This window comes from Aeromonas sp. TECH754 (genome assembly GCF_056279295.1).
This window is the reverse complement of record NZ_JBWBRA010000001.1, coordinates 377,951-402,998: the sequence shown is the minus strand read 5'-3', so window position 1 is coordinate 402,998 and position 25,048 is coordinate 377,951. Positions and strand designations below refer to the sequence as shown.

The window sequence follows — 25,048 nt, the reverse complement described above, 5'->3', positions numbered from 1 at the left end:
GAAATAAGCATAGAGTGCGCCACGTCATCGGAATGACATCGGCTGTTCGTGGAGGGGTGAACGCATTGTGACAATGCAACCCGTTCGCTTGTGCGCCCACATAGGGTGCCTCCTGGAGGGATCCGGGATCCCTGCCCGACGCAACGATCGTTGTTCGGCAGAGCCTGCAGCTTACATAAATTAAAAACTGCGAAGCACGTGAACAACGTGCCATCTCAACGAGGATTTTTTTATGATGAAAATGGCTCCTTCCCTGATCGCCATCGCTATGGCTGCTCTGGGTACCACTACTGCTCAAGCCGCTGATGATTTCTACTTCGGTGCCGGTATCGGTGCTACTCACTTCAACGGTCTGAACAAGGTCGAAGGCGTGAACACCGGCGAAGAAGACGCGACTGCGACCAACGTCTTCGCTGGCTACAACTTCAACGAGTACTTCGGTTCCGAGCTGGGCTACCAGTACACCGGCCGTGGTAACACCGACGGCAACCGTTACGAGAGCCAGGGTGCCACCCTGTCCGGTATCGGTCGTCTGCCGCTGGGCAACGATTTCTCCCTGTTCGGTGAAGCTGGCGCCTACTGGGGTCACACCGATGGTATGGGCACCAGCGATACCAAGGTATCCCCGCTGGCTGGCGTGGGCGTGACCTACAAGGTTAACGACGCTCTGGATCTGCAAGCTCGCTACCGTTACATGTGGGACGTGGCTGACCTGCACGCCGACAACGGTGCCAACTACAAGTCCAACCAAAGCATCGCCACCGTGGAAGCCGTATGGCACCCGTTCCGTTCTTCCTACGTAGCTCCGGCTCCGGCTCCGGTTGTTGAAGAAGCTCCGGCTCCTGCTCCGCAAGTCGTTGAGAAGAACTTCGCCCTGAACTCCGACGTGCTGTTTGCCTTTGGCAAAGACAGCCTGAAGCCGGAAGGCACCGCTGCCCTGAACGCTCTGTACCAACAGATCGTTGAGTTCCAGCCGAAAGACGGCAACGCCGTAGTTGTTGGTTACAGCGACCGTATCGGTTCTGACGCTTACAACCAGAAGCTGTCCGAAGCCCGTGCCCGCACCGTTGCCAACTTCCTGGTCAGCAAGGGTATGGCTGCCAGCAAGGTTGCCATCGAAGGTCGTGGCGAAGCCAACCCTGTCACCGGCACCAAGTGCAACGGCGTCAAGGCCAAGAACGAGCTGATCTCCTGCCTGTCCCCGGACCGTCGCGTAGAAGTTCGCATCTCCGGCGTTCAAGAAGTTCAGCAATAATCTGACCCGGTTCAGATAATGCGAAAAGGGGGATGCCACGGCATCCCCCTTTTGTTGTCTGCACTTTGCTGACTGATAGCCCCGCTGGCGTCACCTTCTGTCTCAACGCCTCATTCTCATCGTCTCATTCCCGCCAGCCTCTCCCCCACGCCTCGGGCCCATCGCTGCTTATCTGTGCAGAAACTTGATCAAGCCGAGTCAAAAGAATACAGTAACCCCGCTTGTAAGACATTGGATGAACTATTAAAAGTGCTTAATTGCCCGGTTAGTTGTCCATGAAGCAACGGCTTCATGAGAATCCAGGTTACCATCCATTTTTTATTCAGGCCGCCCGTGATCCGTTCACGGAATCGCAGCATGAAATGTCATCTGCGATCGGTATAACAAGAGAGTGCAGTACGCCCATAGCACGGCAACTCAACGAGGATAAAATGATGAAAATGAAAATGGCACCAACCCTGATTGCTCTGGCTATTGCAGCCATGGGAACTTCCACCGCCCAGGCGGCCGACGATTGGTACACAGGTATGGGTGCCGGTTGGGCATATGGCCATGATCTGGATTCCTTCGGTCTGGATGCCGACAAGGATGCCACCGCGCTGTCCCTGTTCGGTGGTTACAACTTCACCGAAAACTTCGCCGCAGAACTCGGCTACCTCTACGCCGGCAAAGCAGGCGTCGACGGCGTCGACTTCAAGACTCAAGGCGCGACGCTGTCCGGTATCGCCCGCCTGCCGCTGAATGACATCTTCTCGGTGTTTGCCGAAGGTGGCGCCTACTTCAACCACGTCAACGGCAACGGCGAAAGCGACAACAGCACCTCGCCGCTGGCTGGCCTGGGTCTGAGCGCCAAGCTCTCCGACCTGCTCGATCTGCAAGCCCGCTACCGCTACATGTGGGATCTGGGTGACGAGCAGAAAACCTGGCAAACCGACATGAGCGTCGCGACCCTGGAACTGGTGATGCACCCGAATCGCACCTCCTATGTCGCACCGGTTCCGGCCCCGGCACCCGAGCCGGTACCTGAGCCCGTCATGGTCGACAAGAACTTCTCCCTGAGCTCTGACGTGCTGTTTGCCTTTGGCAAATCCACCCTGAAGCCGGAAGGAACCGCCGCCCTCAACACCCTGTATCAGCAGATTGTTGATGTTCAGCCCAAAGACGGCAGCGCCGTGGTGGTGGGTTACACCGACCGCATCGGCTCCGATGCCTACAACCTGAAGCTGTCCGAAGCGCGCGCCCGCACCGTGGCCGACTTCCTGGTCGGCAAGGGCCTGCCGGCTGGCAAGGTCGCCATCGAGGGTCGTGGCGAAGCCAACCCGGTCACCGGTACCCAGTGTGACGGCGTCAAGGGCAAGACTCAGCTGATCTCCTGCCTGGCCCCGGATCGCCGCGTCGAAGTCCGCGTCACCGGCGTACAGGAAGTCCAGCAATAAGCTGATCGACTCGCATCCAGCAAAGGGGCCACACGGCCCCTTTTTTTATTGCCCTTTTTCCCCGCCATCCGCGCAGGCCGGCGCTGCCATCTTTGCCTGCTTCCTCACAAATTCCCTATATGCCCGCGTCACTTAAGTGGTTAAACCTCTTATATCGCCTATACATAATGGTGGCTATACATAGCAAAGGGCTGGGAGCCCTATAACACCCAACATCGACGAGGAAACGCGATGAACATAAGACTGAAACCGGTATGGATTGCATTGGCATTGGCGACCACGGCGGCGCAGGCGGCCCCCGTTCACGACTGGTATGTCGGGGCTGGCGCAGGCTGGGCATGGGCCCATGACCTCGATGATTTCAGCAAGGACATCAGCAACGATGACACTGCCTACAACGCCTTCGCCGGCTACAACTTCACCGAAAATCTGGGGGCCGAGCTGGGTTATCTGTCGGGGGGTAGCTGGGATATCAACGGGAACAAATTCAGCAATCAGGGGGCAACCCTGTCGGTCCTGGGCCGGCTGCCCTTGAATGACATCTTCTCGGTATTCGCCGAGGGTGGTGGCTACATCTACCACGTCAAATCCATCAACGGCAGCGAGGACAACCTGGCGCCGCTGGCGGGGCTCGGCATGACCGCCAGACTGAGCGACTGGATCGACATCCAGGCACGCTATCGCTACATGGTGCGGGTGGGTGATGACTCAGACAATGACAAGCTGGGCAGCGGCACCCAGCGCTGGGTCAGCGACATCAGTACCGCCACCCTGGAGCTGGTATTGCACCCGAACCGCACCGTGCACATGGCGCCTGTGGCAGCCCCCATGGTGGCTGCGCCGCCGCCCGAGCCGGTGGACCAGACCTTCAACCTGAGTTCGGATGTGCTGTTTGCCTTCGGCAAGGCGGAGCTCAAACCGGAGGGCATGACCGCGCTGGAGGATCTGTATCAGCAGATCGCCGACGTCAAACCCAAGGATGGCAACGCCGTGGTGATGGGCTACACCGACCGCATCGGCTCGGATACCAACAACCAGGCGCTGTCTGAAGATCGGGCTCGCACCGTGGCCGACTTCCTGATCGGCAAGGGGCTGCCCGCCGACAAGGTCAGCATCGAGGGCCATGGCGAGAGCAACCCGATCACGGGCAACCAGTGTGACGCCGTCAAGGCGAGGGCCGCCCTCATCGACTGCCTGGCCCCGGATCGCCGGGTCGAGGTGCGGGTCACGGGTGTACACGCCCCCGCCGCCGCACCCGCTGCCAGTACCGAGCCCGCGGCCATGGAGCCAGCAGCCGAACAACCGGCACAATAAGAGCAAGATCCACACCGGCCTCACCCACCGCTGCCGTGCACAAAAAAGGGATGCCTGCGCATCCCTTCTGCTTTTTTGTTCCTGCCCTCTTAGAAGGAGGTGCGGCGATAGCGCCGGTATTCCGGCCGCCAGAAGTTCGCCTCTATGGCCTGGTCGATCACCTCATCCGGTGTCTGCACCGCCTTGCCCTGCAGCATGGCGGTCTTGGCCACCATCCTGGCGATGTAGCGGGAGACCTGGTGGATGTCCGCCAGATCCGGCAGCAAGGAACCCTCCTCCCCCTTCACCAGCGGCGAGCACTCGGCAAGCGCCCGGCTGGCCGCCATCAACATGGCATCGGTCACCCGGGTGGCCCCTGCGGCGATGACACCGAGCCCGATCCCCGGGAAGATGAAGGAGTTGTTGCACTGGGCGATGACATAGCGCTTGCCCTTGTGCTCCACCGGCGCGAACGGGCTGCCGGTCGCGACCAACACCTGGCCATCGGTCCAGCGAATGAGATCCGCCGGAGTGGCCTCCACCCGCGAAGTGGGGTTGGAGAGCGGGAAGATGATGGGGCGGCTGCAGTGCTTGTGCATGGTCTTGACCACCTCTTCGGTGAACAGACCCGGCTGACCGGAGACCCCGATCAGGATGTCGGGACGGCCGTGCTCCATCACCTCCAGCAGGGAGATGTTGTCCCCCACCGGCCAGTCGGCGATGCGCTCCACCGGCTGGGACAGCTTGCGCTGGAACGGCAGCTGGTTCGGGATCTTGTCGGTGATGAGACCGAATCGATCGACCATGAACACCCGGCCTCGTGCCTCGGCGTCGGTCAGCCCTTCGGCCTTCATCTGCGCCACTATCTGTTCGGCGATGCCGCAACCGGCGCTACCGGCACCGAGGAAGGCGACCCGTTTCTCGGAGAGTTTGGCGCCAGAGGCCTTGCAGGCGGCGATGAGGCTGCCGAGGGTGACGGCGGCCGTGCCCTGAATATCATCGTTGAAGCAGCACAGCTCATCCTTGTAGCGGTTGAGCAGCGGGGTGGCATTGCCCTGGGCGAAGTCCTCGAACTGCAACAGGATCTCGGGCCAGCGGCGTTTGACCGCCTGGATGAAAGCATCGACGAAGTCGTCGTACTCCTCGCCGGAGATGCGCGGGTGGCGCCAACCCATGTAGAAGGGGTCGTTGAGCAGTTGCTGGTTGTTGGTACCCACATCCAGCACCACCGGCAGGCAGTAGGCGGGAGAGATGCCGCCACAGGCGGTATAGAGCGACAGCTTGCCGATGGGGATGCCCATGCCGCCGATGCCCTGATCGCCGAGACCCAGGATCCGCTCGCCGTCGGTGACCACTATCACCTTGACGTTTTGCTTGGTGGCGTTTTGCAGCATGTCATCGATCCTGTCCTTGTCCGGATAGGAGATGAACAGACCGCGGGCGCGGCGATAGATGTTGGAGAACTCCTCACAGGCCTTGCCCACGGTCGGGGTGTAGATGACCGGCAGCATCTCGGTCAGATGGTTGGTCAGCAGGCGGTAGAACAGGGTCTCGTTGGTATCCTGGATGTTGCGCAGATAGATGTGCTTGTCCATGTCGTTGCCAAACGCCATGAATTGGCGGTAGGCCCGCACGGCCTGCTCTTCGATGGTTTCGATGTTCTGGGGCAGCAGGCCTTCGAGGTTGAAGCTGCTGCGCTCCTCGCTGGTGAAGGCACTGCCCTTGTTGAGCAATGGCGTCTCCAGCAGGGCCGGACCGGCGTAGGGGATGTAGAGAGGACGTTTCTGATTATTATCTTCTTCAAACATGGATCTGTACCTTGACTGTGTGGCCCGCCGATCCTATGGGCTTGGGCCAATAATTTCAAAGAGTTTGCACATCCGTTGCAAAAGGTTTGCGACCCAGTCGACGAAAGGCCCCCGGGGTCTGACCAGTGAGGCGGCGAAAGCGGTTCGCAAAATTCGCGCCGTCACTGTAACCGACCCGGCTGGCAAGCTCGGAAAGGGGCCAGTTGGTGTAGAGCAGCAACTGGCGTGCCTTGTTCATGCGCAGCTGGGTGAGCCAGGCCATGGGACCCATGCCAAACAGCTGCCGGCAGAGCCGATGCAGGTGCGGCACCGAGCAGGCCATCTGGCTGGCGAGCATGGCCACGCTCCAGGGCTCGTCGAGGCGCGCCTCCACCCGCCGAAACAGCGCCTGCAGCCTGAGCTCGGGGGTACCGCGCACCTCCCCTTGCAAGGCTCTGTCCAGCAGCGCCAGCAGCAAGCTGAGCAGCTGGGGCTGCAAGGGCGATCGCACCCCCTCCCCCTGCATCAGGCTGAGCAGATGATAGAGCTGCTCCCCCTCCTCCCCCTGCCAGATGCGGTGGCCGAGCCGGTGCAGATGACGCCAGCGTGGCACGTCGTCCAGCAGGATCCAGCTGGTCCGCCACTGTTCGCCCACGAGCCGCAAGCCCCCCGGCACCGCCGCAGGCAGGAACACCAACGACGCCGCCGGTATCGGCTGTTCACCCGTCCCGGTCAGCAGCACGCCGCCCTCGTCATGGCTCACCATCAGGATGTGGAACTCAGGCCGGTTGCGGCGGATGAGGTAGTGCTCCCGGATGTGGGAGAGACCGGTCAGGAAGATGCCCGCCTCGCCGAGCAGGGGCAGGCCCTCGCGCCCCAGCATCCGCTCATCGCAGCTGGGGGCTATCTCCAAACATTCGCTGGCAAAGCTCATGGCACCTCAACAGGATAGTTTTGCACAAGAAAACCGAGAGTCACTCACAGTGGGACTGGCCTCATGGTCCCCTATCATATCTCCGTAAAGTGTCATCTTTTACCTACCCGGTTAATTTATATGAATTATTGGCAAGCTATTTTAAAACAAACCACCGATCGCGAGTTCATGACCCGATTGTGGCGACTGGCCCTGCCAGTGTCGCTGCAATCCATGATGTTCTCCCTGCTGGGTCTCATCGACATCATGATGGTGAGTCAGCTTGGCACCACGGCCGTGGCGGCGGTCGGCTTGGGTAACCGGGTCTTCTTCTTCAACCTGCTGGTGATAGCGGGGCTCTCTGGCGGGGTCTCGGTGTTGGCGGCGCAGTATTACGGCCGGGGCGAGCTGGCCGGGGTACGCCGCTCCCTGGCGCTGGCGCTGGTGGGGGCCCTGTTGGTCAGCCTGCCCTTCGCACTCATCTATGTGCTCTCGCCGGGCAGCGTGCTGGGCTTTGCCAGCCAGGATCCGGTGCTGCGCCCCCTGGCCGACGAGTTCCTGATGATCACCGGGGCCACCATCCTCTGCACCGCCATAGTGGTGCCGCTGGAGGCGGCGCTGCGCTCGGTGGGCAACGCCGTGGCGCCGACCCGGATCGGCATCATTGCCATCATCGCCAATGTCATCCTCAACTACGCCCTCATCTTCGGCAACTTCGGCTTCGAGGCCATGGGGGTCGCAGGATCGGCCTGGGGCACGACCCTCTCCCGGCTGCTGCAGACCGCGCTCCTGCTGATCTATGTGCTGCGCCAGGAGCCCAGGCTGGTGCCGCGCAAACCGGACTGGCTGGCGGCCTTCCAGCGCAAGGAGGTGGTGCGCTTCACCCTGATCGCCCTGCCGCTGCTGCTGCACGACGGGCTCTGGGCCTTCGGCATGCTGCTCTATGGCTTCCTCTACGCCCATCTGGGTACCGACTCCCTGGCCATCATGACCACGCTCGGGACGCTGGAGAGCATCCTCATCTCCCTGTTCTTCGGACTGGCGGTGGCCTGCTCCACTCTGCTCGGCCACCGGCTCGGGGCCGAGGAATATGATGCCGCCTGGCAACACTCCCAGCTGTTCCTGCTGCTGGCTCCCGTCGGCGCCATGCTGGTGGGGCTGGTGGTCTGGCTGTTGCAGGCCAATCTGCTGCAATGGGTGGGCAACCTGCCGCCCGAGCTGATGGGGGAGGCGGGTCAGGTGCTCGGCATCATGTGCCTCGGCATGCTGCTCAAGGTGTTCAACATGGTGGGCATCATAGGGGTGCTGCGCTCGGGGGGAGACGTGAACTACAGCATCTTCATCGACATCGTCGGCATGTGGTGCATCGGCCTGCCGCTCGCCTGGACGGCGGTCAGCCTGCTCGGCTGGCCCCTCTCCTGGGTGGTGGCGGTGGTGTTGCTGGAGGAGTTGTGCAAGGTACTGCTGGTGCAACGCCGCATTCGCCAGCGCCGCTGGCTGAAAAACCTGGTGATGGGCTGACGGGAGGGGCAAAAAACGGGGTCATATCAATGACAGAAAATCCCCCTTTGCAGTATGCTTGGCCCCTCTTCAATCAGCGACAGGAGCCCTCCTGTCAGTAGTCGTTTAAGGAGACGAGCATGCAACCAGAAAAAGAGCTGATCACCGAGACTGCCCTGCTGGAGATGGCCAACGGTATCATCAAGGGCCACGAAGACTTCATCCACGGCATGCGCGCCGATTCGGTGGAGCAGAAGGGAGAGATCCTGGTGTTCAAGGGGGAATTCTTCCTGGCCGAGGATGGTACCCCCGACCGGCAAGACCATGGCGGTGTTCAACATGTTCAAGCTGCTGGCCCAGCAACTGTCAGGCAAATATCGCCTGGTCTAGGCGCCAGAGCCCCTTGCCAAGATGCCACCACCTTAGGTGGCATCTCTCTTTCTGACCGCGGGCGGTCAACGACGCTGACACCTGTCTCAACAAGCCTGTCGCTAGGCGTGGAAGGCTCTGCCCAGGTTCTCCAGCCGCGCCGCCAGCGGTGGCAGACATTGGCTGCTGCGAGTCAGGGCCGCGATGTTGCCTGCGTTGCACTCGGCAATCTTCTGGACGGTTTGCAGGCGATAACCGATGTCTACCGAGACCCGGGACTGCTCCTGAGTGGTGGCCGCGATCAGCGCGTTGAAGCGGTTGATGTTGGCGATGTCATCCGCCACCACGTGCAGCATCTGCGCCGCAGACTGGCTGGCGGACACGCAGCGCTGCACCCCCTCGCGACTGTCGTGCATAGCGCTGGCCGCCTGCCGGCTGCCTTGCTGAAGCCGCTCGATGATCTGCTGGATCTCGCTGGTGGAGACCGAGGTCTTCTGGGACAGGTTGCGCACCTCCTCGGCCACCACCGCAAAGCCGCGTCCCTGCTCACCCGCCCGCGCCGCCTCGATGGCCGCGTTGAGTGCCAGCAGGTTGGTCTGTTGGGCTATGTCATGGATAACCTCCAGCACCCTGCCAATCTGCTCGGTCTGATCGACCACTGACTGCACCGTCCTATCGGTGACATCGATGCTGCTCGCCAGCGCCAGTATGTCCTCCCGGGTCTGATCCACCGTCAGCCGCCCTTTCCCAACCTGATCGCTGGCCTCACCAGCGCACTGCAGGGTGTGGTCAACATGTCCGGCGATCTCCTCCATGGCCGTGAGCATCAAGCCCATGGCGCCGCTCATCCGCGACACCTCGTCCAACTGGTGCTGGGCGCCGTCCTCCAGGGTATGGCCCGCCCGGGACAGATCATGGCTCAGCTCCCCCAGGCTGCGACTATCCCGTGCCACACCGTCCACCAGGTTGGAGACCTGCTCGAGAAAGTGATCGAAGCGCTGCCCGGAAGAGAGCTTGAGGCCCGCCGCCTGCGCATCCGGGTTGACGCCCTGGTTGAGCTGATTGGCCGCCACCAGCACCTTGTTCAAGACCTCCTGATTTTCGGTGGCATCGATCAGGCTGAGCCGCGCCAGATAGATGAGGATCGCGCTCTCCACCACCACATAAAACGCATGCAGGAAGATCATTCCCCAGCCGCCATGAAACTGCATCACATAGACCGGAAAGCCCTGGTGTTGCAGCACATGAAACAGCACGTGATGCACCGCGATCACCGCCGCCGCCACCACGATCGGCAGCCAGTCGCGGTAAAAGGTCAGCACCGCCAGCAACACGAAGATGCCGAAGTGGATCTCGATGACCCCCCGTGCCTGATTGATGTGCAGCGCCGCCATCACCATCAGTCCGACCCCGATGAGGCAACGCATCCAGCGGGTACCCGCCAGCACCCGGTAGAGCGCGGTCAACAGCGCGCAGACCGAGCCGCCCACCAGCACGGTTTGCAGCCATGTATCATGCCAAAATGCTAATCCAGCCGAACAAAATAACGTAAACCAAAGCAAACCCAGCATGATGCGATCACCTTTACGGTAATGAGTGCTGAAGTCGACGGCTGATATCATTCATTTTCCCCTTGAAAGCCAGAAGTCTCATCCTTGTAGCGCTGACCGGCGTCATGCCGGCCAGCGCAGACCACCCAGTACCGGCGCTAGCCGGGCACTGTTGAGTTACACAATAGCAGCCAATTAACAACACTCTCATCATTAACATCGGCGTCCGCTCCCTCTCCTCCCAGCACCAGCGGGCAAGGACCAGCCGACCGGACGACCCGGCGAACAGCGCCCTGTGGCAAAGGGATCCATCCAAGGACAACTATTGAGGAGAGATGAATCGAAGGGGAGAAAAGAGAGGGAGGCTATTGAAGGGCAACAGAGTGCTGGCCAGGGGATCGGCCACTCACGCCACGACGCTGCTAAATGTTCAGCGGCTGGCCCGGCCTCAGTCAGGGGATCGCGGTTGCGACAGGCCTGTCATCAGGATGTAACCCTAGGCCACGTCCATGTCGGCCGGCTTGGACGGAAGATCGTTGTCCCCTGCCACGCAGTTGCGTCCCGCCATCTTGGCAAGATAGAGACACTCGTCTGCCCGATTGAGCAGATCCTCGATGCTCTCCCCGCGCCGGGCCAGGGTCAGGCCTATGCTCACCGTCACCTCCAGCAGTTCGTCCGAGGTGGGGCTCTTGACCAGCCGCGCCTCCACCGCGATGCGCAGCCGCTCGGCGACCCGCTTCGCCTTGTTCAACTCGCCGCAGTTGGGCAGCATGACGGCAAACTCTTCGCCGCCATAACGCCCGAGCACCATGCCGGGTTCCAGTTGTTCGGCCAGGGTCGCCGCCACTTCCTTGAGCACCGCATCCCCCGCCAGATGGCCGAAGTTATCGTTGATCCGCTTGAAACGGTCCAAGTCCAGCAACAACACGGCAAAGGGCGCCTGCTTGCGGATCATGGTGACCCTGGCCTTCTCCAGTCGCTTCATCAGCAGGCGGCGGTTCATCATGCCGGTCAGCTCGTCGGTGGTGGACTCCCGATAGAGTTGCAGCAACATGTTGAGCTGTCCGCACTGCACCCAGGCACTCGCTACGGTGAACAGCGCCAGCAGCCAGAGCTGATTGAGCGTTTGCAGGCTCCACAGCGGCTGATCGTGTATCCACCAGTTGCCCGCCAGCATGGTGATCAGGATGCCGCCCGCCAGTTGCAGGCTCAGTAAAAGCGGGATGGGGAAGATGGCAAACAGGCTGATCAGCAGGTAGGGGAACACCAGATAACCCGCCTGCGGCTCCTGCTCCGGGCCGAAGCTGCCAAGGCAGATGAGGGAGAACAGCATCATCACCGCCATCAGGTAGCCGAGCGCCAGCTTCATCCGTTCGCGCTTGAAATGGATGAGATAGGAGAAGGGAATGAGCGGGGAGAGGGCCAGCAGGCAGAAGACGCGCGCCTTGAGCAGGAGGTCAAACTGGATGCCGGGCAGGGTCAGCCAATCGATCAGCGCCCAAGCGGGGAGGCCTATCATCAGCAGACAGGTCAGCAGCCGCAGCCGCACCGTCATGAACCCCATGCGGGTCAGGGTAAAATCTTCGGAGTGAGCCCGGGCACTCCAAAACTCCGACAGCTTCAGCATCCAGCGCCTCCACATAACAACTGAGGGCTCATTCTACACCGTCACGACCAGGATGCATCTGCACTAGACCCATTAATAACGAGAACGGCCTCACACAAACCGGCGGATCATAATCGCCGCGCGCAAACGTTTCAACCCATCAAAAAATAAACCTTTTTCCGCTCAATTAGCGCTGGTCAGCCTCATTTCAGCCACTACAATAGCGCCCAATTTTCTCCCCCTCCCCACAAGATCCGAGGTATTTATGGAACAGGCAGCCGTCTCGCGCGCCCCCGTCGAGACTCATCCCCCCAGGCGACCCCACAGCGAGCTGGTCTACGGCATAGAGGATGTCCCGCCCCTGCCCCAGACCCTGTTCGCCGCCCTGCAGCATATGCTCGCCATGTTTGTCGCCATCATCACCCCGCCCCTCATCATCGCCAACGCCCTCGGCCTCCCCGCCGCCGACACCCGCTATATCGTCTCCATGTCGCTGGTCATGTCCGGCATCGCCTCCTTCATCCAGACCCGCCGCTTCGGCCCCCTCGGCTCCGGCCTGCTGTCGGTGCAGGGCACCAGCTTCAACTTCCTCGGCCCCATCATCGCCTCCGGCCTCGCCCTCAAGCAGGCGGCCATGCCCACCGAGGATCTGCTGGGCACCCTGTTCGGCACCATGCTGGCGGCCGCCCTCACCATCGTCGTGATGAGCCGCTTCCTGCATCTGGTCAAACGGATCATCACCCCGCTGGTGACCGGCATAGTGGTGCTGCTCATCGGTCTGACCCTGATCAAGGTAGGTCTCATCAGCATGGGCGGCGGCTACGGGGCGCTGGCCGATGGCAGCTTCGCGAGCCACAGCAACCTCTTCCTCTCCCTGCTGGTGCTCGGCCTCATCGTGCTGCTGCAGCGCAGTCGCAACCCCTGGCTGCGCCTCTCCGCCATCATGCTCGCCATGCTGGTGGGCTACGCCGCCGCCCTGTTGCTCGGCAAGGTGAGCGCGCCAACCTTCGAGGGGCCACTGGTGATGGTGCCCATTCCGCTGCACTACGGCCTCGGTTTCGACTGGCAGCTGTTCGTGCCGCTCGCCATCATCTTCGTGGTGACGGCACTGGAGGCCATCGGCGACATGACCGCCACCTCCGACATCTCCGGCGAGCCGCTGGACGGGCCGGTCTACATGGCGCGGATCAAGGGCGGCGTGCTGGCCGATGGCGCCAATTCCATGCTGGCGGCGGTCTTCTCCACCTTCCCCATGTCCACCTTCGCCCAGAATAACGGCGTCATCCAGCTGACCGGGGTGGCCAGCCGCCACGTCGGCCTCTTCATCGCCGCCATGCTGGCCCTGCTCGGCCTGTTCCCGGCGGTGGCAAGCCTGGTGCAGCAGATCCCCGAGCCCGTACTGGGCGGCGCCACCATCGTCATGTTCGGCACCATCGCCGCCGCCGGGGTGCGCATCATCTCCCGCGAGGAGCTGGACCGCCGCGCCCTGATGATACTGGCGGTGTCGCTGGCCATGGGGCTGGGCGTCGCCCAGGTGCCCGAGGTGCTGCAACACCTGCCGGAGCTGGCCAGGAGCGTGCTCTCCTACGGCGTCGCCACCGGCGGCCTCACCGCCATCATCCTGAACCTGTTGCTGCCCATCCGCGCCAAGACTCAGCCCTGAGTCACCTCCCGCAGAACGCGCTAGCAACATGACAAAGCCCCGCCGTGCGGGGCTTTACCTTGTCCCTGCTGGCGGGTACTGTGCTGGCACCCATTGCCGCCGGATGCCGTCATGCCTTACTCCCTGCTGCCTGCCCTGCCCGCCAACCATACACCCGACCAGATATTGGCCCAGGAGCAGCAGTGGCTGCGGGACTGCGCCCGCGACGGTCTGGCCCGCGCCCACCTCTGGCAGGCCCCCCAATGCCTCATCGTCACCCGCAAGGATGTGCGGCTGCCCCGTTATCAAGCAGCCCGCAAGCAGCTCGCGGGCGAGGGCTGGCCGGTTTATGTGCGCGACAGCGGCGGCACCGCGGTGCCCCACGGCGCCGGCATCCTCAATCTGTCGCTGTTCTTGCCCCGCACCACCACGGATCTGGCCCACTATTACCGGCTGCTGGGGGCGCCGTTGCTGGGTTTGCTGGGGGAATATGGCCTCAAGGGCAACTACGACTTCGTGCCCGGCTCCTTCTGCGACGGTCAGTACAATCTGGTGATCGGGGGCCGCAAGGTCACCGGCACCGCCCAGCGCTGGCTGGCGCCGGGGCAGGATCATCAAGGCGCCGTGCTGGCTCAGGCCATGCTGCTGGTAGCGGGAGATATCGATGAAGGCACCCGCATGGCGAGCCGCCTCTATGAGCTGGCGGGCGGGGAGCTGCGCTTTTTACCTGGCACCTCCACCACACTGGCGCAAGTCATCCATTGGCAGGGCAGCGATGAGGTGTTGGTGGAACAAGTTCAAACCCGGTTGAAGAGTCTGCTGACCGACGACTGACGCCGCAGCGACCCAAGCCAACCGGATAAAAAAAGCCACGACCCAAGGTCGTGGCTTTTTTCTGACGTAGTGCCGATACAGATTCAGGCGGTCTGCGGCTCGGGTTCGACTTCGCCATCGCTATCCCGCTTGAAATAGGCGCGGGTCTCGGCGATCACCACGTGGCGCAGGCCGATGAGGCCGATGAGGTTGGGCACCGCCATCAGGCCGTTGACGATGTCCGCCAAGAGCCAAATCATGTCCAGATGGAGGAAAGCACCGCTCGCCACCAGCACCAGATAGATGAGGCGGTAAGGCTTGATGGCCTTGACCCCGAACAGGTACTCGGTGCAGCGCTCGCCGTAGTAGTTCCAGCCGAGAATGGTGGTGAAGGCAAAGAACAGCAGCCCTATGCTCACCAGATACTGGCCGATGTGGGCATCCAGCCCCTGGGCGAAGGCCTGGCTGGTCATGGCGGCGCCGCTGAGATCCCCGCTCCAGACGCCGGTCACCACCAGGGTCAGGCCGGTCATGGTGCAGATGATGATGGTGTCGATGAAGGTGCCGGTCATGGAGACCAGCCCCTGCTCCACGCAGGAATTCGTCTTGGCCGCCGCCGCCGCGATGGGGGCCGACCCCAGACCTGACTCGTTGGAGAAGACTCCCCGCGCCACCCCGGACTGGATTGCCAGCATGATGCCGGCACCGACGAAGCCACCGGTGGCCGCATGGCCGGTGAAGGCGCTGTTGATCACCAGAAGCACCGCCTCCGGCAGGACGCCGGCGTTGTTCACCAGCACCCCGGCGCAGGCCAGGATGTAGAAGATGGCCATGAAGGGCACCACCTTGCTCGACACGCTGGAGATGGACTTGATGCCCCCCAGGGTCACCAGCGCCACTATCAGGGTCAGCACCACGGCGGTCGCCTCGCGGGGCACCGCGAAGGAGAGGCTCATGGCGTCAGAGATGGCGTTGACCTGGGGGAAGGTGCCGATGCCGAAAAACGCCACGCCAATGCCAAACAGGGCGAACAGCTTGGCGAGCATTTTGGAGCCGAGCCCCTTCTCCAGATAGTACATGGGGCCGCCCGCCATCTGGCCGTTGGCATCCTGCTGGCGATATTTCACCGCCAGCAGACACTCCGCGTACTTGGTGGCCATGCCGAACAGGGCCGCCATCCACATCCAGAACAGGGCACCAGGGCCGCCGAGCTTGATGGCGGTAGCGACCCCGACGATGTTGCCGGTGCCTATGGTAGCGGAGAGTGCGGTGCAGAGGGCAGCGAAGCTGGACACGTCCCCCTGCTTGCCCTGGCCCTGATCGCGACCAAACACCAGTCGCAGGGCGAGCGGCAGGCGCACAATCTGAAGCAGACCCAATCGCCAGGTGAGGTAGACACCGGTCCCGACCAGCAGGATCAGCAGGGGTGGACCCCAGATAAAAGTATCGATGGCGCCGAGCGCCGATTGAATTGATGACATGCATCCTCCTTAAAAAACAACGATTAAGGAGGAGAAGGATGATCTTCCCATAGGTGTCGCGATCCCCAAAGGCGATCGGATGCAGGCCAAGAACTTGTTCACGCTCTTACTGCGAGGCCGTGATCAAGGCTCATGTGCTGCTAGGAATCCTCACGTATATCTATACGCTCCGGTTCCTGCGCTGCTCTTTACCTTGCTGACGACCTTTCGTTACAGATCGTGAACAGTTCTAAGCTCAGGTACAACCATCCCATCCCCTCTGTCCTTTTGCCTGAGAGTTTCCGACACCCGCCTGCGATGCAGTCATGGTGCCTTGCTCCTTCGGCGCCCGATCTAACGGGTCTCTCCAGAGTATCGTCCAGTAGCAGTCCACACCGGTTGCCCGGTACCTGAAAGATTCACTTCTTCGGTGGATGGTCCCCCATCGCTCTCCTGCTACCTTCATCCGAACTAGTTTGGATTAGGAAGCTGGCATATTAATCAAAAAACTGTGAGCTGTCTCGCACTCGCCTCTCGGCGATCGGATTTTTTTCCACTCTGCCCCTGCCCCGACAAAATGTTAAATGTTCGTTATCTGTCAATGAGTTAGCCTATCTTCCCTAGCTCATCCCAATCAGCGCCTCGATCGCGAGTTTTATATCGACAGCACCTTTCGTCTCGACCAGAAATACTTGCCAACATATCCACTCAAAATACTTGCACAGAAACACAATAAGTCGATAATTCCGCGCATAACTAAGCACTTTGCACTTAAGTTATGCACTGTGTCTGGTTGGTCCCTCCGGACCACTCGCCTGAGCCGGCCGTCGCCGGTTCAATCGCATATGGCTTGGGCCTATCACGCCCCCTAAGGATTTTCAAAAGAGAATGAACGAGACTCTGGTCGCACAAGATTACCGTCAGCTGGTTGAACAATTTGGCTCTCCCCTGCTGCTGCTCGACAAGGCAGCCGTCCGCAAACAGTATCGGGCCCTGGCAGCCGCCCTGCCCGATGTGCGCTTGCACTATGCACTCAAGCCCCTGCCCCACGAGGCGGTGGTCTCTGTCTTGAAGGAAGAGGGGGCCTGTTTCGACTTGGCCACCAATGGCGAAGTGGATCTGGTGCGCAGCCAAGGGGTTCGCCCGGGGCGCTGTATTCACACTCATCCCATCAAACGCGACAGCGACATTCGCTATGCGCTGGAGTTCGGCTGCACCGTGTTCGTCTACGACAACCCGCTGGAGCTGGAGAAGTTCATTCCCTACAAGGACGAGGTGAAGCTGCTGCTGCGCGTCAGCTTCCCGAACCCGGAGACCAAGGTCGATCTCTCCAAGAAGTTCGGCTGCACCCCGGAGCAGGCGCTGCCGCTGCTGCAACTGGCCCAGGCCAAGGGCATCAAGGTGATGGGGCTGTCGTTCCACGTCGGCTCCCAGGTGCCCCACTCCCGTCGTCACGTGCAGGCTATCGACGCCTGCCGCGAGATCATGGAGCAGGCATGGGAACTCGGCCTCAAGCCCTGGGTGCTGGACATCGGCGGCGGTTTCCCGGTGGATTATGACGGTGGAGAGTTCGACATCGACGGCTTCTGCGCCCCGATCCGCGAAGCGCTCGCCAAGCTGCCAGCCACGGTGCAGAAGATCGCCGAGCCGGGCCGCTTCATCAGCGCACCGGCCATGACCTCGGTCGCCAGCGTGATGGGCAAGGCCCACCGCGGCGACAAGATCTGGTACTACCTGGATGACGGTCTCTACGGCAGCTACAACGGCCAGCTCTATGACCACGTCACCTACCCGGTGAGCACCCCCTATGCCGGTGGCGAGCTGCACAATGCGGTACTCTCCGGCCCCACCTGCGACAGCGTGGACGTGATCCGCGACGGCATCATGCTGCCGGATCTGGCCATCGGCGAGCTGGTCATCGGGCGGGTGATGGGGGCCTACACCTGGGCCTCCGCCTCCACCTTCAACTTCTTCCCCAAGGCCAGCATCCTGATTCTGGACAGCGCCCAGAAGCAGAAACTGGTGGCGGTGGCCTGATACCAGGGCCGTACCAAAAACAAGAGGGGGAAGCCGATGCTTCCCCCTCTTTCGTTGTGCCGTGCTCCCCTGTCTAGAGGAACTGGCTACCCAGCAACCAGGAGGTGTAGGCCACGAAGATGGCGAGCAACAGGCCCCCTTCCCAGCGGTTGATCCGGCCCTGCCCCTTGCGGCCCAGACACATCACCAGCAGCAACAGGGTCAGCCCCATCATCACCGACCAGTCGCGAGACAGCACCATGGAGTCCACCTCCAGCGGCGCTATGCCCGCGGCGATGCCCACCACCGCCAGGGTGTTGAACAGGTTGGAGCCGAGCACGTTGCCGAGGGCCAGATCATGCTCCTTCTTGCGAATGGCGATGAGGGAGGAGGCGAGTTCCGGCAGAGAGGTGCCCACCGCCACTATGGTCAGGCCAATCACCAGATCGCTGATGCCGAGCGCCTGGGCTATGGTGACGGCGCCCCACACCAGCAGACGGGAGGCCAGCACCAGCAGCACCAGACCGACCACCAGCCAGATCAGCGCCCGCTTGCGTGACATGCCCTCGCTGCTGATGTCGTCGTCGGTGTCCGCGTCGAGCGCATCCCCCTTGCCGCGCATGCCCGCCCAGATGGACCAGCCCATCAGCCCCAGGAACACGACTCCCAGGATCAGGGCATCGGTGCCCCCCAGGTGACCGTCGATCAGCAGGGCGCCGGACAGCAAGGTGATGCCGAGCAGGATGGGGATCTCCTTGCGCACCACCTGGGAGGAGACGGCGATGGGGCTGATGAGAGCGGTCAACCCCAGGATCAGGGCGATGTTGGTGATGTTGGAGCCGTAGGCGTTGCCGAGCGCCAGACCGGGATTGCCCTGGGCGGCCGCCAGCGCGGAGACCACCATCTCGGGGGCCGAGGTGCCAAAACCGATGATCACCATGCCGATGAGCAGCGGCGGCATGCCGGCATAACGGGCGGTTGCGGCGGCGCCATCCACAAATTTATCCGCACTCCAGACCAGCAGCGCCAGTCCGGCAATCAGGGCAACAAAAGCCAGGGTCATAGTCGTCAATCCCATCCACTCAAACACGAGAGCCAGGCTGCAAACCTGGCTCCATCCAAAACGGGCCCAGTTTAGCGAGCCCCCTTGCTATTTCAAGCGGCAATCAAACAATGATTAACATTTCAGAGCGCCGCCAGCAGACTCTCGGCATCCGAGACCTCGAACTTGCCGGGAGCCTCCACGAACAGCTGCTGCACCACACCATCCTGGGCTATCAGGGCGAAGCGCTGGGCACGCAGGCCGCCGAAGGCGCCGGTCTCCTTGGCGAGGCCAAGGGCACGAGTCCAGCTGCCATCGCCATCCGCCAGCAGGGTGAGCGCCTCGGCATTGTGCGCCTCGCCCCAGGCTTTCATCACGAAGGCATCGTTGACCGACAGGCAATAAATCGCATCGACCCCCTTGGCCTTGAAGCGATCGGCCAGCACCACATAACCCGGCAAGTGGGCGTTGGAACAGGTGGGCGTGAAGGCGCCGGGCACCGCGAACAGCACCACTTTTTTGCCCGCAAACAGGGTATGCGTGTCCAGCGTCTTCTTGCCCTCGGCGGTCAGCAGGGTAAATTCGCCCGCAGGCAGGGATTGGCCAACTGTGATCATGATGTCTCGTCCTGAGTAATAAATGAAAGGAGCCCCAGTCTAGCGCGGCGCGAAGAGGGGTAACAGCGGCTTAGCCACCCCGTCGCGCCTGCCAAGTGGCAATCGCGAGCAGGGAGTCCGGGGTAAATTCGCTGGCCCGTGCCGCGATGTCGGTCAGACTCATCCAGTGCACCTCGCTCACCTCTTCCGCCTGCAGTTGCAACGGGCCCTGATAGTGACAACTGAACAGGCCACCCCAGACTCGGTACCCCTTTCCATCCATCTCTCCTTCGGCGTAGAAGGTACCAAAGCCTTGCAGGGGCACATCAACGATCCCCAGCTCCTCCGCCAGCTCGCGCCGGGCGGAAGGCTCCATCACCTCGCCCCGGGTCACCACACCGCCGGCGCAGGCATCCAGCATGCCGGGGCAGAAGTCCTTGCCGAGGGTGCGCCGCTGCACCAGGATGCGCTCGGCCTCATCGAGCACCAGGATATAGCTGGCACGATGGCGCAAGTTCTCCCGCCGCACCCTGGCCCGCTCGGCGACCCCGACTACGCGGTCCTGCTCATCCACTACGTCAACCCACTCCACGCGCGCTACCCTGTTGCAATCCTCGATGAGCAGCAGTATATCGAGGCCGGGCCCCAGCACGGCACTACTTTTTCAATGCCTTTTTCAACGCCGGGCAGAAGGTTTTCAGCACCCGGGGGAAGGTCGCGCCAAGCCGAGATGCAACGAACAAATGGATTCATACAACCCTTGATGAAATGTCACATCAGTGTCACGGAAGGACGGCATAGTGTGCCCTGTCCAAGCAACAGGGTGTTTTGCCATGAAGGTGTTCAAGCAGTTGTCTCCTCGCCAGATTGCCCGCCATATCAAGAGCTTTCATCACGGTAGCTTCATGGTAGAGGCGCTGGGGCGATTCGAATTTCAGGGTGGGGCCATCGACGTGAAGACTCTGAGCTGCCGTCAGGCACTGCACCTGGCCCGGCAGATCAACCTGGCGGTGCGCGATCTGCGCACCGGCGCCCTGTTGCCGGGCTGACATACTCCGTCTGTAGTCTGCTTCCATGCACGTCTTTGCCCGCCGCTCATCGAGCGAGCGGGCTATTTTCATCGCACGGGCTCCGGGTTCAATGCTGCAGGATCTGGGAAAGGAACAGCTTGGTGCGCTCCGACTGGGGATGGTCGAAGAACTGATCCGGCACGTTCTCCTCGATGATCTGGCCGCGGTCCATGAAGATCACCCGATCCGCCACCTGCTTGGCAAAGCCCATCTCGTGGGTGACGCAGAGCATGGTCATCCCCTCGTGAGCCAACTCCACCATGACATCCAGCACCTCGCGCACCATCTCGGGATCCAGCGCCGAAGTCGGCTCGTCAAACAACATTACCTGCGGGTTCATACACAGGCTGCGGGCGATGGCCACCCGCTGCTGCTGGCCGCCGGAGAGCTGGCCCGGGTACTTGAGGGCCTGCTCCGGGATCCTGACCCGGCGCAGGAAGTTCATGGCGATCTCCTCGGCCTCCTTGCGTGGCAACTGCTTGACCCAGATGGGGGCCAGACAGCAATTCTCCAGCACCGTCAGGTGAGGAAAAAGATTGAAGTGCTGAAACACCATGCCCACTTCCCGGCGTACCAGCTCGATGTTCTTGAGATCCGAGGTGAGCGCCGTGCCCTTGACCAGAATGTCGCCGCTCTGGTGTTCTTCCAGCCGGTTGATGCAGCGGATCATGGTGGACTTGCCCGAGCCGGAGGGCCCGCAGATGACGATTTTCTCGCCCTTGCCCACCTGCAGATTGATGTTACGCAGCACATGAAACTCGCCGTACCACTTATTGACAGATTTAAGCTCTACTACAGCGTCTGTTTTCATATCGAAACAACTCCCGCTCTCTTGCTCACCCGCACATTGATGTTGTGCAACTCACAACACCCGCTACATCTTGCATTCACTGACCTGAGTGCCATCACCGGGTCTCTTTTCATCTCGAACTACTCCTACTGTTTGTGACCCGTGTTGAGTTTGCGCTCCAGATAGATGGAGTAGCGGGACATGCCAAAACAGAACATCCAGAAAATCATGGCGATAAACACATAAGCCTCGGTGGAGAAGCCGAGCCAGGCCGGATCCGCCAGCGCCACCTTGGAGATGGCTAACAAGTCGAACAGGCCGATGATCAACACCAGGCTGGTGTCTTTGAACAGGGAGATAAAGGTGTTCACCAGCGAAGGGATGGTGATCTTGAGGGCTTGCGGCATGATGATGAGCCCCATCACCTTCCAGTAGGAGAGCCCCAGCGCCTCCCCCGCCTCGTACTGTCCCTTGGGGATCGCCTGCAAGCCACCGCGCACCACTTCCGCCACGTAGGCAGCCTGGAACAAGATGATGCCGATCAGCGCTCGCAGCAGCTTGTCGAGCTCCACCTCGCTGGTCATGAACAGCGGCAACATGACGGAGGCCATGAACAGCACGGTAATGAGCGGCACCGCACGCCAGAACTCGATGTAGACGGTGGAGAGGCTGGAGATCACCGGCATGTGGGAGCGACGCCCCAACGCCAGCAGGATCCCGAATGGCAGGGCGACCGCTATCCCCACCACCGCCAACACCAGGGTCAGCATCAGCCCGCCCCAGCGGTTGGTATCCACCACCTCGAGGCCAGCACCACCGTGGATCAGCAGAAAGGCGATGACCGGAAAGACCAGCAGGGTAAATAACGCCAGCCAGCCCTTGCGCGGTGTGCGTGGCCAGATGAGCAATGCCAGCAGCACGGCCAGTCCGATGAAGACCAGGTTGATGCGCCAATACTGATCGGCCGGGTAGAAACCGTAGAGATATTGCCCCAGCCGGCTCTCGATAAAGATCCAGCAGGCCCCGCCCTGCACGCAGTCCGCACGGCCGCTCCCCTGCCAGGTGGCCGAAAACAACGCCCAGTCCAGGGCCGACCAGATAAGGGGCAACAGCAGGTAAGCCAACACCAGGGTCAGCAGCGTGCTCCACCAGTTGGAAAACAGATTCTGCCTGAACCAGGCCAGCACGCCGCGTCTGTTGTCGGGAGGGGGCAGCGCTTCTTGTAGATCGTTCACAAACATGAAAGCTCCCTAGCGCTCAACCAGCGTCATCTTGCGGTTGTAGATGTTCATCAGGACTGAGGTGGTGATACTGATGAGAAGGTAGACACCCATGGTCATGGCGATGACCTCGATCGCCTGTCCGGTCTGGTTGAGGGTGGTGCCCATGAACACCGAGACCAGATCCGGGTAGCCGATGGCGGTGGCCAGCGACGAGTTCTTGGTGAGGTTCAGGTACTGACTGGTCAGCGGCGGGATGATGACCCGCATCGCCTGTGGAATGACCACCAGCCGCAGGGTCTTGGTGGGTGACAACCCCAGTGCGGAGGCTGCTTCCGTCTGGCCCTTGCTGATGGCGAGAATGCCGGAGCGCACTATCTCGGCGATGAAGGCCGCCGTATAGATGGTCAACGCCAGCAGCAGTGCCGCAAGTTCGGGCAACACGGTCAACCCGCCCCGGAAGTTGAAGCCCTGTAGGGTCGGGACGCTCCAGGAGAGCGGACTCCCCGCCAGCAAAAAGGTGATGAAGGGCAGCAGGACAATGAGGCCCGTCGAGCTGAGCCAGACCGGGAAGATCCGGCCGGTCAGCTCCTGGCGACGGCGAGCCCAGCGGCGCAGCCCCCAGCTGACCAGCACCGCCAGCAGCAAGGCCCAGAGCACATAGCCAAAACCATCCTCAAACAATGGCTTGGGCATATAGAAGCCCCGCACGTTGAGGAAGGCGAGCCCCCCCAGCTCCACGCTCTGACGCGGGGACGGCAGGGTGCGCAGCACCGAGAAGTACCAGAAGAAGATCTGCAGCAGCAGCGGGATATTGCGAAAGGTCTCGATATAGACGGTCGCAATCTTGGCCACCAGCCAGTTACTCGACAGCCGTGCTATGCCGAGCACGAAGCCCAGCAGGGTGGCAAACAGGATGCCGAGCACGGAGACCAGCAGGGTGTTGAGCAGCCCCACTACGAAGGTGCGGCCAAAGGTATAGGTCTCGTCGTAGGGGATCAGGCTCTGCAGAATACCGAACCCGGCAGCATTACCCAGAAAATCGAAACCTGTGGTGATACCACGGGTCGCCAGATTGGTCAGGGCATTGTTGATGATGTAGAACAGAAACGCGATAACGGCCGCGACGGCCAGGCACTGGAAGATCAGGGCCCGCACCTTAGCGTCATACCACCAGCGGCCCTGTTGTTTCCTATGGTTTGATGCATGTAACGCCATCAGGATGACTCCGACAAAGCCAAGGCAAGGGGAAAATGGGGGGCCAGGCCCCCCAACGGCTCATCGACTCAACGGATGGGCGGTGCGTACATCAGACCGCCCTTGTTCCAGAGTGCGTTGATGCCGCGATCGATCTTGAGCGGAGAACCGGCTCCCACGTTGCGATCGAAGGATTCGCCATAGTTGCCGACCTGCTTGACGATGTTGTAGGCCCACTTGTCATCCAGCCCCAGCACGCTGCCCTTGGGCTCTTCCAGCCCCAGCAGACGACGGATATCCGGGTTGGTGGACTTGAGCATCTCGTCCACGTTGGCGCTGGTCACCCCAGCCTCTTCAGCGTTGAGCATGGCGTACAGGCTCCAGCGCACCACCTTGAACCACTGCTCATCCCCCTGGCGTACGGCCGGGCCCAGCGGTTCCTTGGAGATCACCTCCGGCAGCACCAGAGCCTCTTCCGGCTTGGTCAGCTTGATCTTGAGGGAGTAGAGTTGGGATTGATCCGAGGTCAGCACGTCGCAGCGACCGGCCTCGAAGCCCTTGACGGTCTGATCCGAGGTATCGAACACCACAGGGGTGTATTTCATGCCGCCGTTGGCACGGAAGTAATCCGCCAGGTTGAGTTCAGTGGTGGTACCGGACTGGATGCAGACTGCCGCGCCATCCAGCTCCTTGGCGCTCTTGACCCCAAGGGATTGTTTGACCAGGAAGCCCTGGCCGTCGTAGTAGTTCACCCCGGCGAAGGTCAGGCCCAGGGATCCATCACGAGTGAGCGTCCAAGTGGTGTTGCGAGAAAGCAGGTCCACTTCGCCCGACTGCAAGGCGGTGAAGCGCTCCTTGGCGGTGAGAGAGACGTATTTGACCTTGGTGGCATCCCCCAACACGGCAGCGGCCACGGCGCGGCACACGTCCACATCGAGACCAGTCCAGGTGCCTTTGGCATCCGGGTTGGAGAAACCGGGCAGGCCATCACCGACCCCGCACTGCACGAATCCCTTCTTCTTCACCGCATCCAGGGTGCCGTCTGCCCAGGCATTTGCTGCCGCCAGCGACAGCACTACCACCATACCCGCCTTGTGTATCTGCTTCATGTCACTCTTCCCTGTGGTTTGCTTCGAGTTGGCACCCCAAACCTTGCAAGATGCCAGCGTTTTCCCTGCTTTTTTGCAGCTTATCCAGCCAGTCAAAAACCTGTCAATCGGTGCAACCGAGCCCAACTCTGGTGCAGCAGCACAAAATGTCTGAGTGGACCGATATACGCCTTATGAATAAAAAATAGACCCTTATCGACAAAATAGCATACTGAATTGTCCCCTCCGGCCAGGGGGATTATTTTTTCAGCAAAGTGGCCATGCACAATCCTGGTGCAATGCCGTAATTGTTAACTGACTCATTAATATCGGGTTTTAATGCGGCCGTCCATACCTGGACAAGCTGCGCCGAGCACAGGCGTCATCGCCAGCAGCCTTGTTCGA

General features: G+C 61.3%; 20 protein-coding genes, 1 pseudogene and 1 riboswitch. Of the genes and pseudogenes, 9 read left to right on the top strand and 12 right to left on the bottom strand.

What is annotated here, in order from left to right; genetic code table 11:
• Window positions 1-232: 232 nt before the first annotated feature.
• The 3 genes from ompA to ACZ9IL_RS01800 all read left to right on the top strand — a co-directional run bounded on the left by ompA (window position 233) and on the right by ACZ9IL_RS01800 (window position 4,005).
• A complete protein-coding gene (gene ompA / locus ACZ9IL_RS01810; RefSeq protein WP_476001954.1) occupies window positions 233-1,255 on the top strand; it encodes a porin OmpA in 1,023 nt (340 codons plus the stop codon).
• Between the two features lie 434 nt (window positions 1,256-1,689).
• Complete coding sequence (locus ACZ9IL_RS01805; RefSeq protein WP_476005290.1) at window positions 1,690-2,691, top strand: OmpA family protein; 1,002 nt, start codon at window positions 1,690-1,692, stop codon at window positions 2,689-2,691.
• A gap of 231 nt (window positions 2,692-2,922) precedes the next feature.
• Window positions 2,923-4,005 carry an OmpA family protein gene (locus tag ACZ9IL_RS01800; protein WP_476001953.1) on the top strand — a complete coding sequence of 361 codons (1,083 nt, stop codon included), beginning with the start codon at window positions 2,923-2,925 and terminating at the stop codon, window positions 4,003-4,005.
• A gap of 89 nt (window positions 4,006-4,094) precedes the next feature.
• Here ACZ9IL_RS01800 and ACZ9IL_RS01795 read toward each other — a convergent pair whose 3' ends face one another.
• Both ACZ9IL_RS01795 and ACZ9IL_RS01790 read right to left on the bottom strand, forming a co-directional pair.
• Window positions 4,095-5,792, bottom strand: a complete 1,698-nt coding sequence (locus tag ACZ9IL_RS01795; protein ID WP_476001952.1) for an NAD-dependent malic enzyme — start codon at window positions 5,790-5,792, stop codon at window positions 4,095-4,097.
• Between the two features lie 55 nt (window positions 5,793-5,847).
• Window positions 5,848-6,705 carry a helix-turn-helix transcriptional regulator gene (locus tag ACZ9IL_RS01790; protein WP_476001951.1) on the bottom strand — a complete coding sequence of 286 codons (858 nt, stop codon included), beginning with the start codon at window positions 6,703-6,705 and terminating at the stop codon, window positions 5,848-5,850.
• A 120-nt stretch (window positions 6,706-6,825) separates the two neighbouring features.
• On the opposite strand from ACZ9IL_RS01790, the gene ACZ9IL_RS01785 reads away from it, so the two are divergent.
• Together ACZ9IL_RS01785 and ACZ9IL_RS01780 are read left to right on the top strand one after the other, a co-directional pair.
• Window positions 6,826-8,205 (top strand): MATE family efflux transporter, encoded by a 1,380-nt coding sequence (locus tag ACZ9IL_RS01785; protein ID WP_476001950.1) that lies wholly within the window; start codon window positions 6,826-6,828, stop codon window positions 8,203-8,205.
• A gap of 119 nt (window positions 8,206-8,324) precedes the next feature.
• Window positions 8,325-8,574: pseudogene (locus tag ACZ9IL_RS01780) on the top strand (DUF2498 family protein).
• A 101-nt stretch (window positions 8,575-8,675) separates the two neighbouring features.
• Here ACZ9IL_RS01780 and ACZ9IL_RS01775 read toward each other — a convergent pair.
• Window positions 8,676-10,049 carry a methyl-accepting chemotaxis protein gene (locus ACZ9IL_RS01775; protein WP_476001949.1) on the bottom strand — a complete coding sequence of 458 codons (1,374 nt, stop codon included), beginning with the start codon at window positions 10,047-10,049 and terminating at the stop codon, window positions 8,676-8,678.
• A gap of 550 nt (window positions 10,050-10,599) precedes the next feature.
• Complete coding sequence (locus ACZ9IL_RS01770; RefSeq protein ID WP_476001948.1) at window positions 10,600-11,730, bottom strand: GGDEF domain-containing protein; 1,131 nt, start codon at window positions 11,728-11,730, stop codon at window positions 10,600-10,602.
• 244 nt (window positions 11,731-11,974) lie between these two features.
• On the opposite strand from ACZ9IL_RS01770, the gene ACZ9IL_RS01765 reads away from it, so the two are divergent.
• Window positions 11,975-13,372 carry a nucleobase:cation symporter-2 family protein gene (locus ACZ9IL_RS01765; protein ID WP_476001947.1) on the top strand — a complete coding sequence of 466 codons (1,398 nt, stop codon included), beginning with the start codon at window positions 11,975-11,977 and terminating at the stop codon, window positions 13,370-13,372.
• A gap of 111 nt (window positions 13,373-13,483) precedes the next feature.
• The gene (locus ACZ9IL_RS01760) at window positions 13,484-14,185 is read left to right on the top strand and encodes a lipoyl protein ligase domain-containing protein (protein WP_476001946.1); all 702 of its coding nucleotides are present in this window, start codon (window positions 13,484-13,486) and stop codon (window positions 14,183-14,185) included.
• An 83-nt stretch (window positions 14,186-14,268) separates the two neighbouring features.
• Here the strand turns inward: ACZ9IL_RS01760 and ACZ9IL_RS01755 are convergent, their stop codons facing one another.
• Window positions 14,269-15,645 (bottom strand): alanine/glycine:cation symporter family protein, encoded by a 1,377-nt coding sequence (locus tag ACZ9IL_RS01755; protein ID WP_476001945.1) that lies wholly within the window; start codon window positions 15,643-15,645, stop codon window positions 14,269-14,271.
• 249 nt (window positions 15,646-15,894) lie between these two features.
• Window positions 15,895-16,005, bottom strand: a riboswitch (glycine riboswitch).
• A 507-nt stretch (window positions 16,006-16,512) separates the two neighbouring features.
• Between ACZ9IL_RS01755 and ACZ9IL_RS01750 the strand changes: the two genes are divergently transcribed.
• Complete coding sequence (locus tag ACZ9IL_RS01750; RefSeq protein ID WP_476001944.1) at window positions 16,513-17,661, top strand: type III PLP-dependent enzyme; 1,149 nt, start codon at window positions 16,513-16,515, stop codon at window positions 17,659-17,661.
• A gap of 73 nt (window positions 17,662-17,734) precedes the next feature.
• On the opposite strand, the gene ACZ9IL_RS01745 is transcribed toward ACZ9IL_RS01750, so the two are convergent.
• The 3 genes from ACZ9IL_RS01745 to yfcD form a co-directional block, all read right to left on the bottom strand.
• Window positions 17,735-18,703: a calcium/sodium antiporter gene (locus tag ACZ9IL_RS01745; RefSeq protein WP_476001943.1), complete on the bottom strand. Its 969-nt coding sequence runs from the start codon at window positions 18,701-18,703 to the stop codon at window positions 17,735-17,737.
• A 122-nt stretch (window positions 18,704-18,825) separates the two neighbouring features.
• The gene (locus ACZ9IL_RS01740) at window positions 18,826-19,299 is read right to left on the bottom strand and encodes a redoxin family protein (protein ID WP_476001942.1); all 474 of its coding nucleotides are present in this window, start codon (window positions 19,297-19,299) and stop codon (window positions 18,826-18,828) included.
• A 70-nt stretch (window positions 19,300-19,369) separates the two neighbouring features.
• Window positions 19,370-19,870 (bottom strand): NUDIX hydrolase YfcD, encoded by a 501-nt coding sequence (gene yfcD, locus ACZ9IL_RS01735; RefSeq protein WP_476005289.1) that lies wholly within the window; start codon window positions 19,868-19,870, stop codon window positions 19,370-19,372.
• Between the two features lie 241 nt (window positions 19,871-20,111).
• Between yfcD and ACZ9IL_RS01730 the strand changes: the two genes are divergently transcribed.
• Window positions 20,112-20,327 (top strand): DUF1107 family protein, encoded by a 216-nt coding sequence (locus ACZ9IL_RS01730; RefSeq protein ID WP_476001941.1) that lies wholly within the window; start codon window positions 20,112-20,114, stop codon window positions 20,325-20,327.
• An 88-nt stretch (window positions 20,328-20,415) separates the two neighbouring features.
• Here the strand turns inward: ACZ9IL_RS01730 and ACZ9IL_RS01725 are convergent, their stop codons facing one another.
• The 4 genes from ACZ9IL_RS01725 to ACZ9IL_RS01710 all read right to left on the bottom strand — a co-directional run bounded on the left by ACZ9IL_RS01725 (window position 20,416) and on the right by ACZ9IL_RS01710 (window position 24,664).
• Window positions 20,416-21,159, bottom strand: a complete 744-nt coding sequence (locus tag ACZ9IL_RS01725; protein ID WP_476001940.1) for an amino acid ABC transporter ATP-binding protein — start codon at window positions 21,157-21,159, stop codon at window positions 20,416-20,418.
• Window positions 21,160-21,284: 125 nt separating this feature from the next.
• Window positions 21,285-22,379, bottom strand: coding sequence for an amino acid ABC transporter permease (locus ACZ9IL_RS01720; RefSeq protein WP_476001939.1), 1,095 nt, complete (start codon window positions 22,377-22,379; stop codon window positions 21,285-21,287).
• 9 nt (window positions 22,380-22,388) lie between these two features.
• Window positions 22,389-23,576, bottom strand: a complete 1,188-nt coding sequence (locus ACZ9IL_RS01715; protein WP_476001938.1) for an amino acid ABC transporter permease — start codon at window positions 23,574-23,576, stop codon at window positions 22,389-22,391.
• Between the two features lie 68 nt (window positions 23,577-23,644).
• Window positions 23,645-24,664: an amino acid ABC transporter substrate-binding protein gene (locus ACZ9IL_RS01710; protein WP_476001937.1), complete on the bottom strand. Its 1,020-nt coding sequence runs from the start codon at window positions 24,662-24,664 to the stop codon at window positions 23,645-23,647.
• Between the last annotated feature and the right edge of the window lie 384 nt (window positions 24,665-25,048).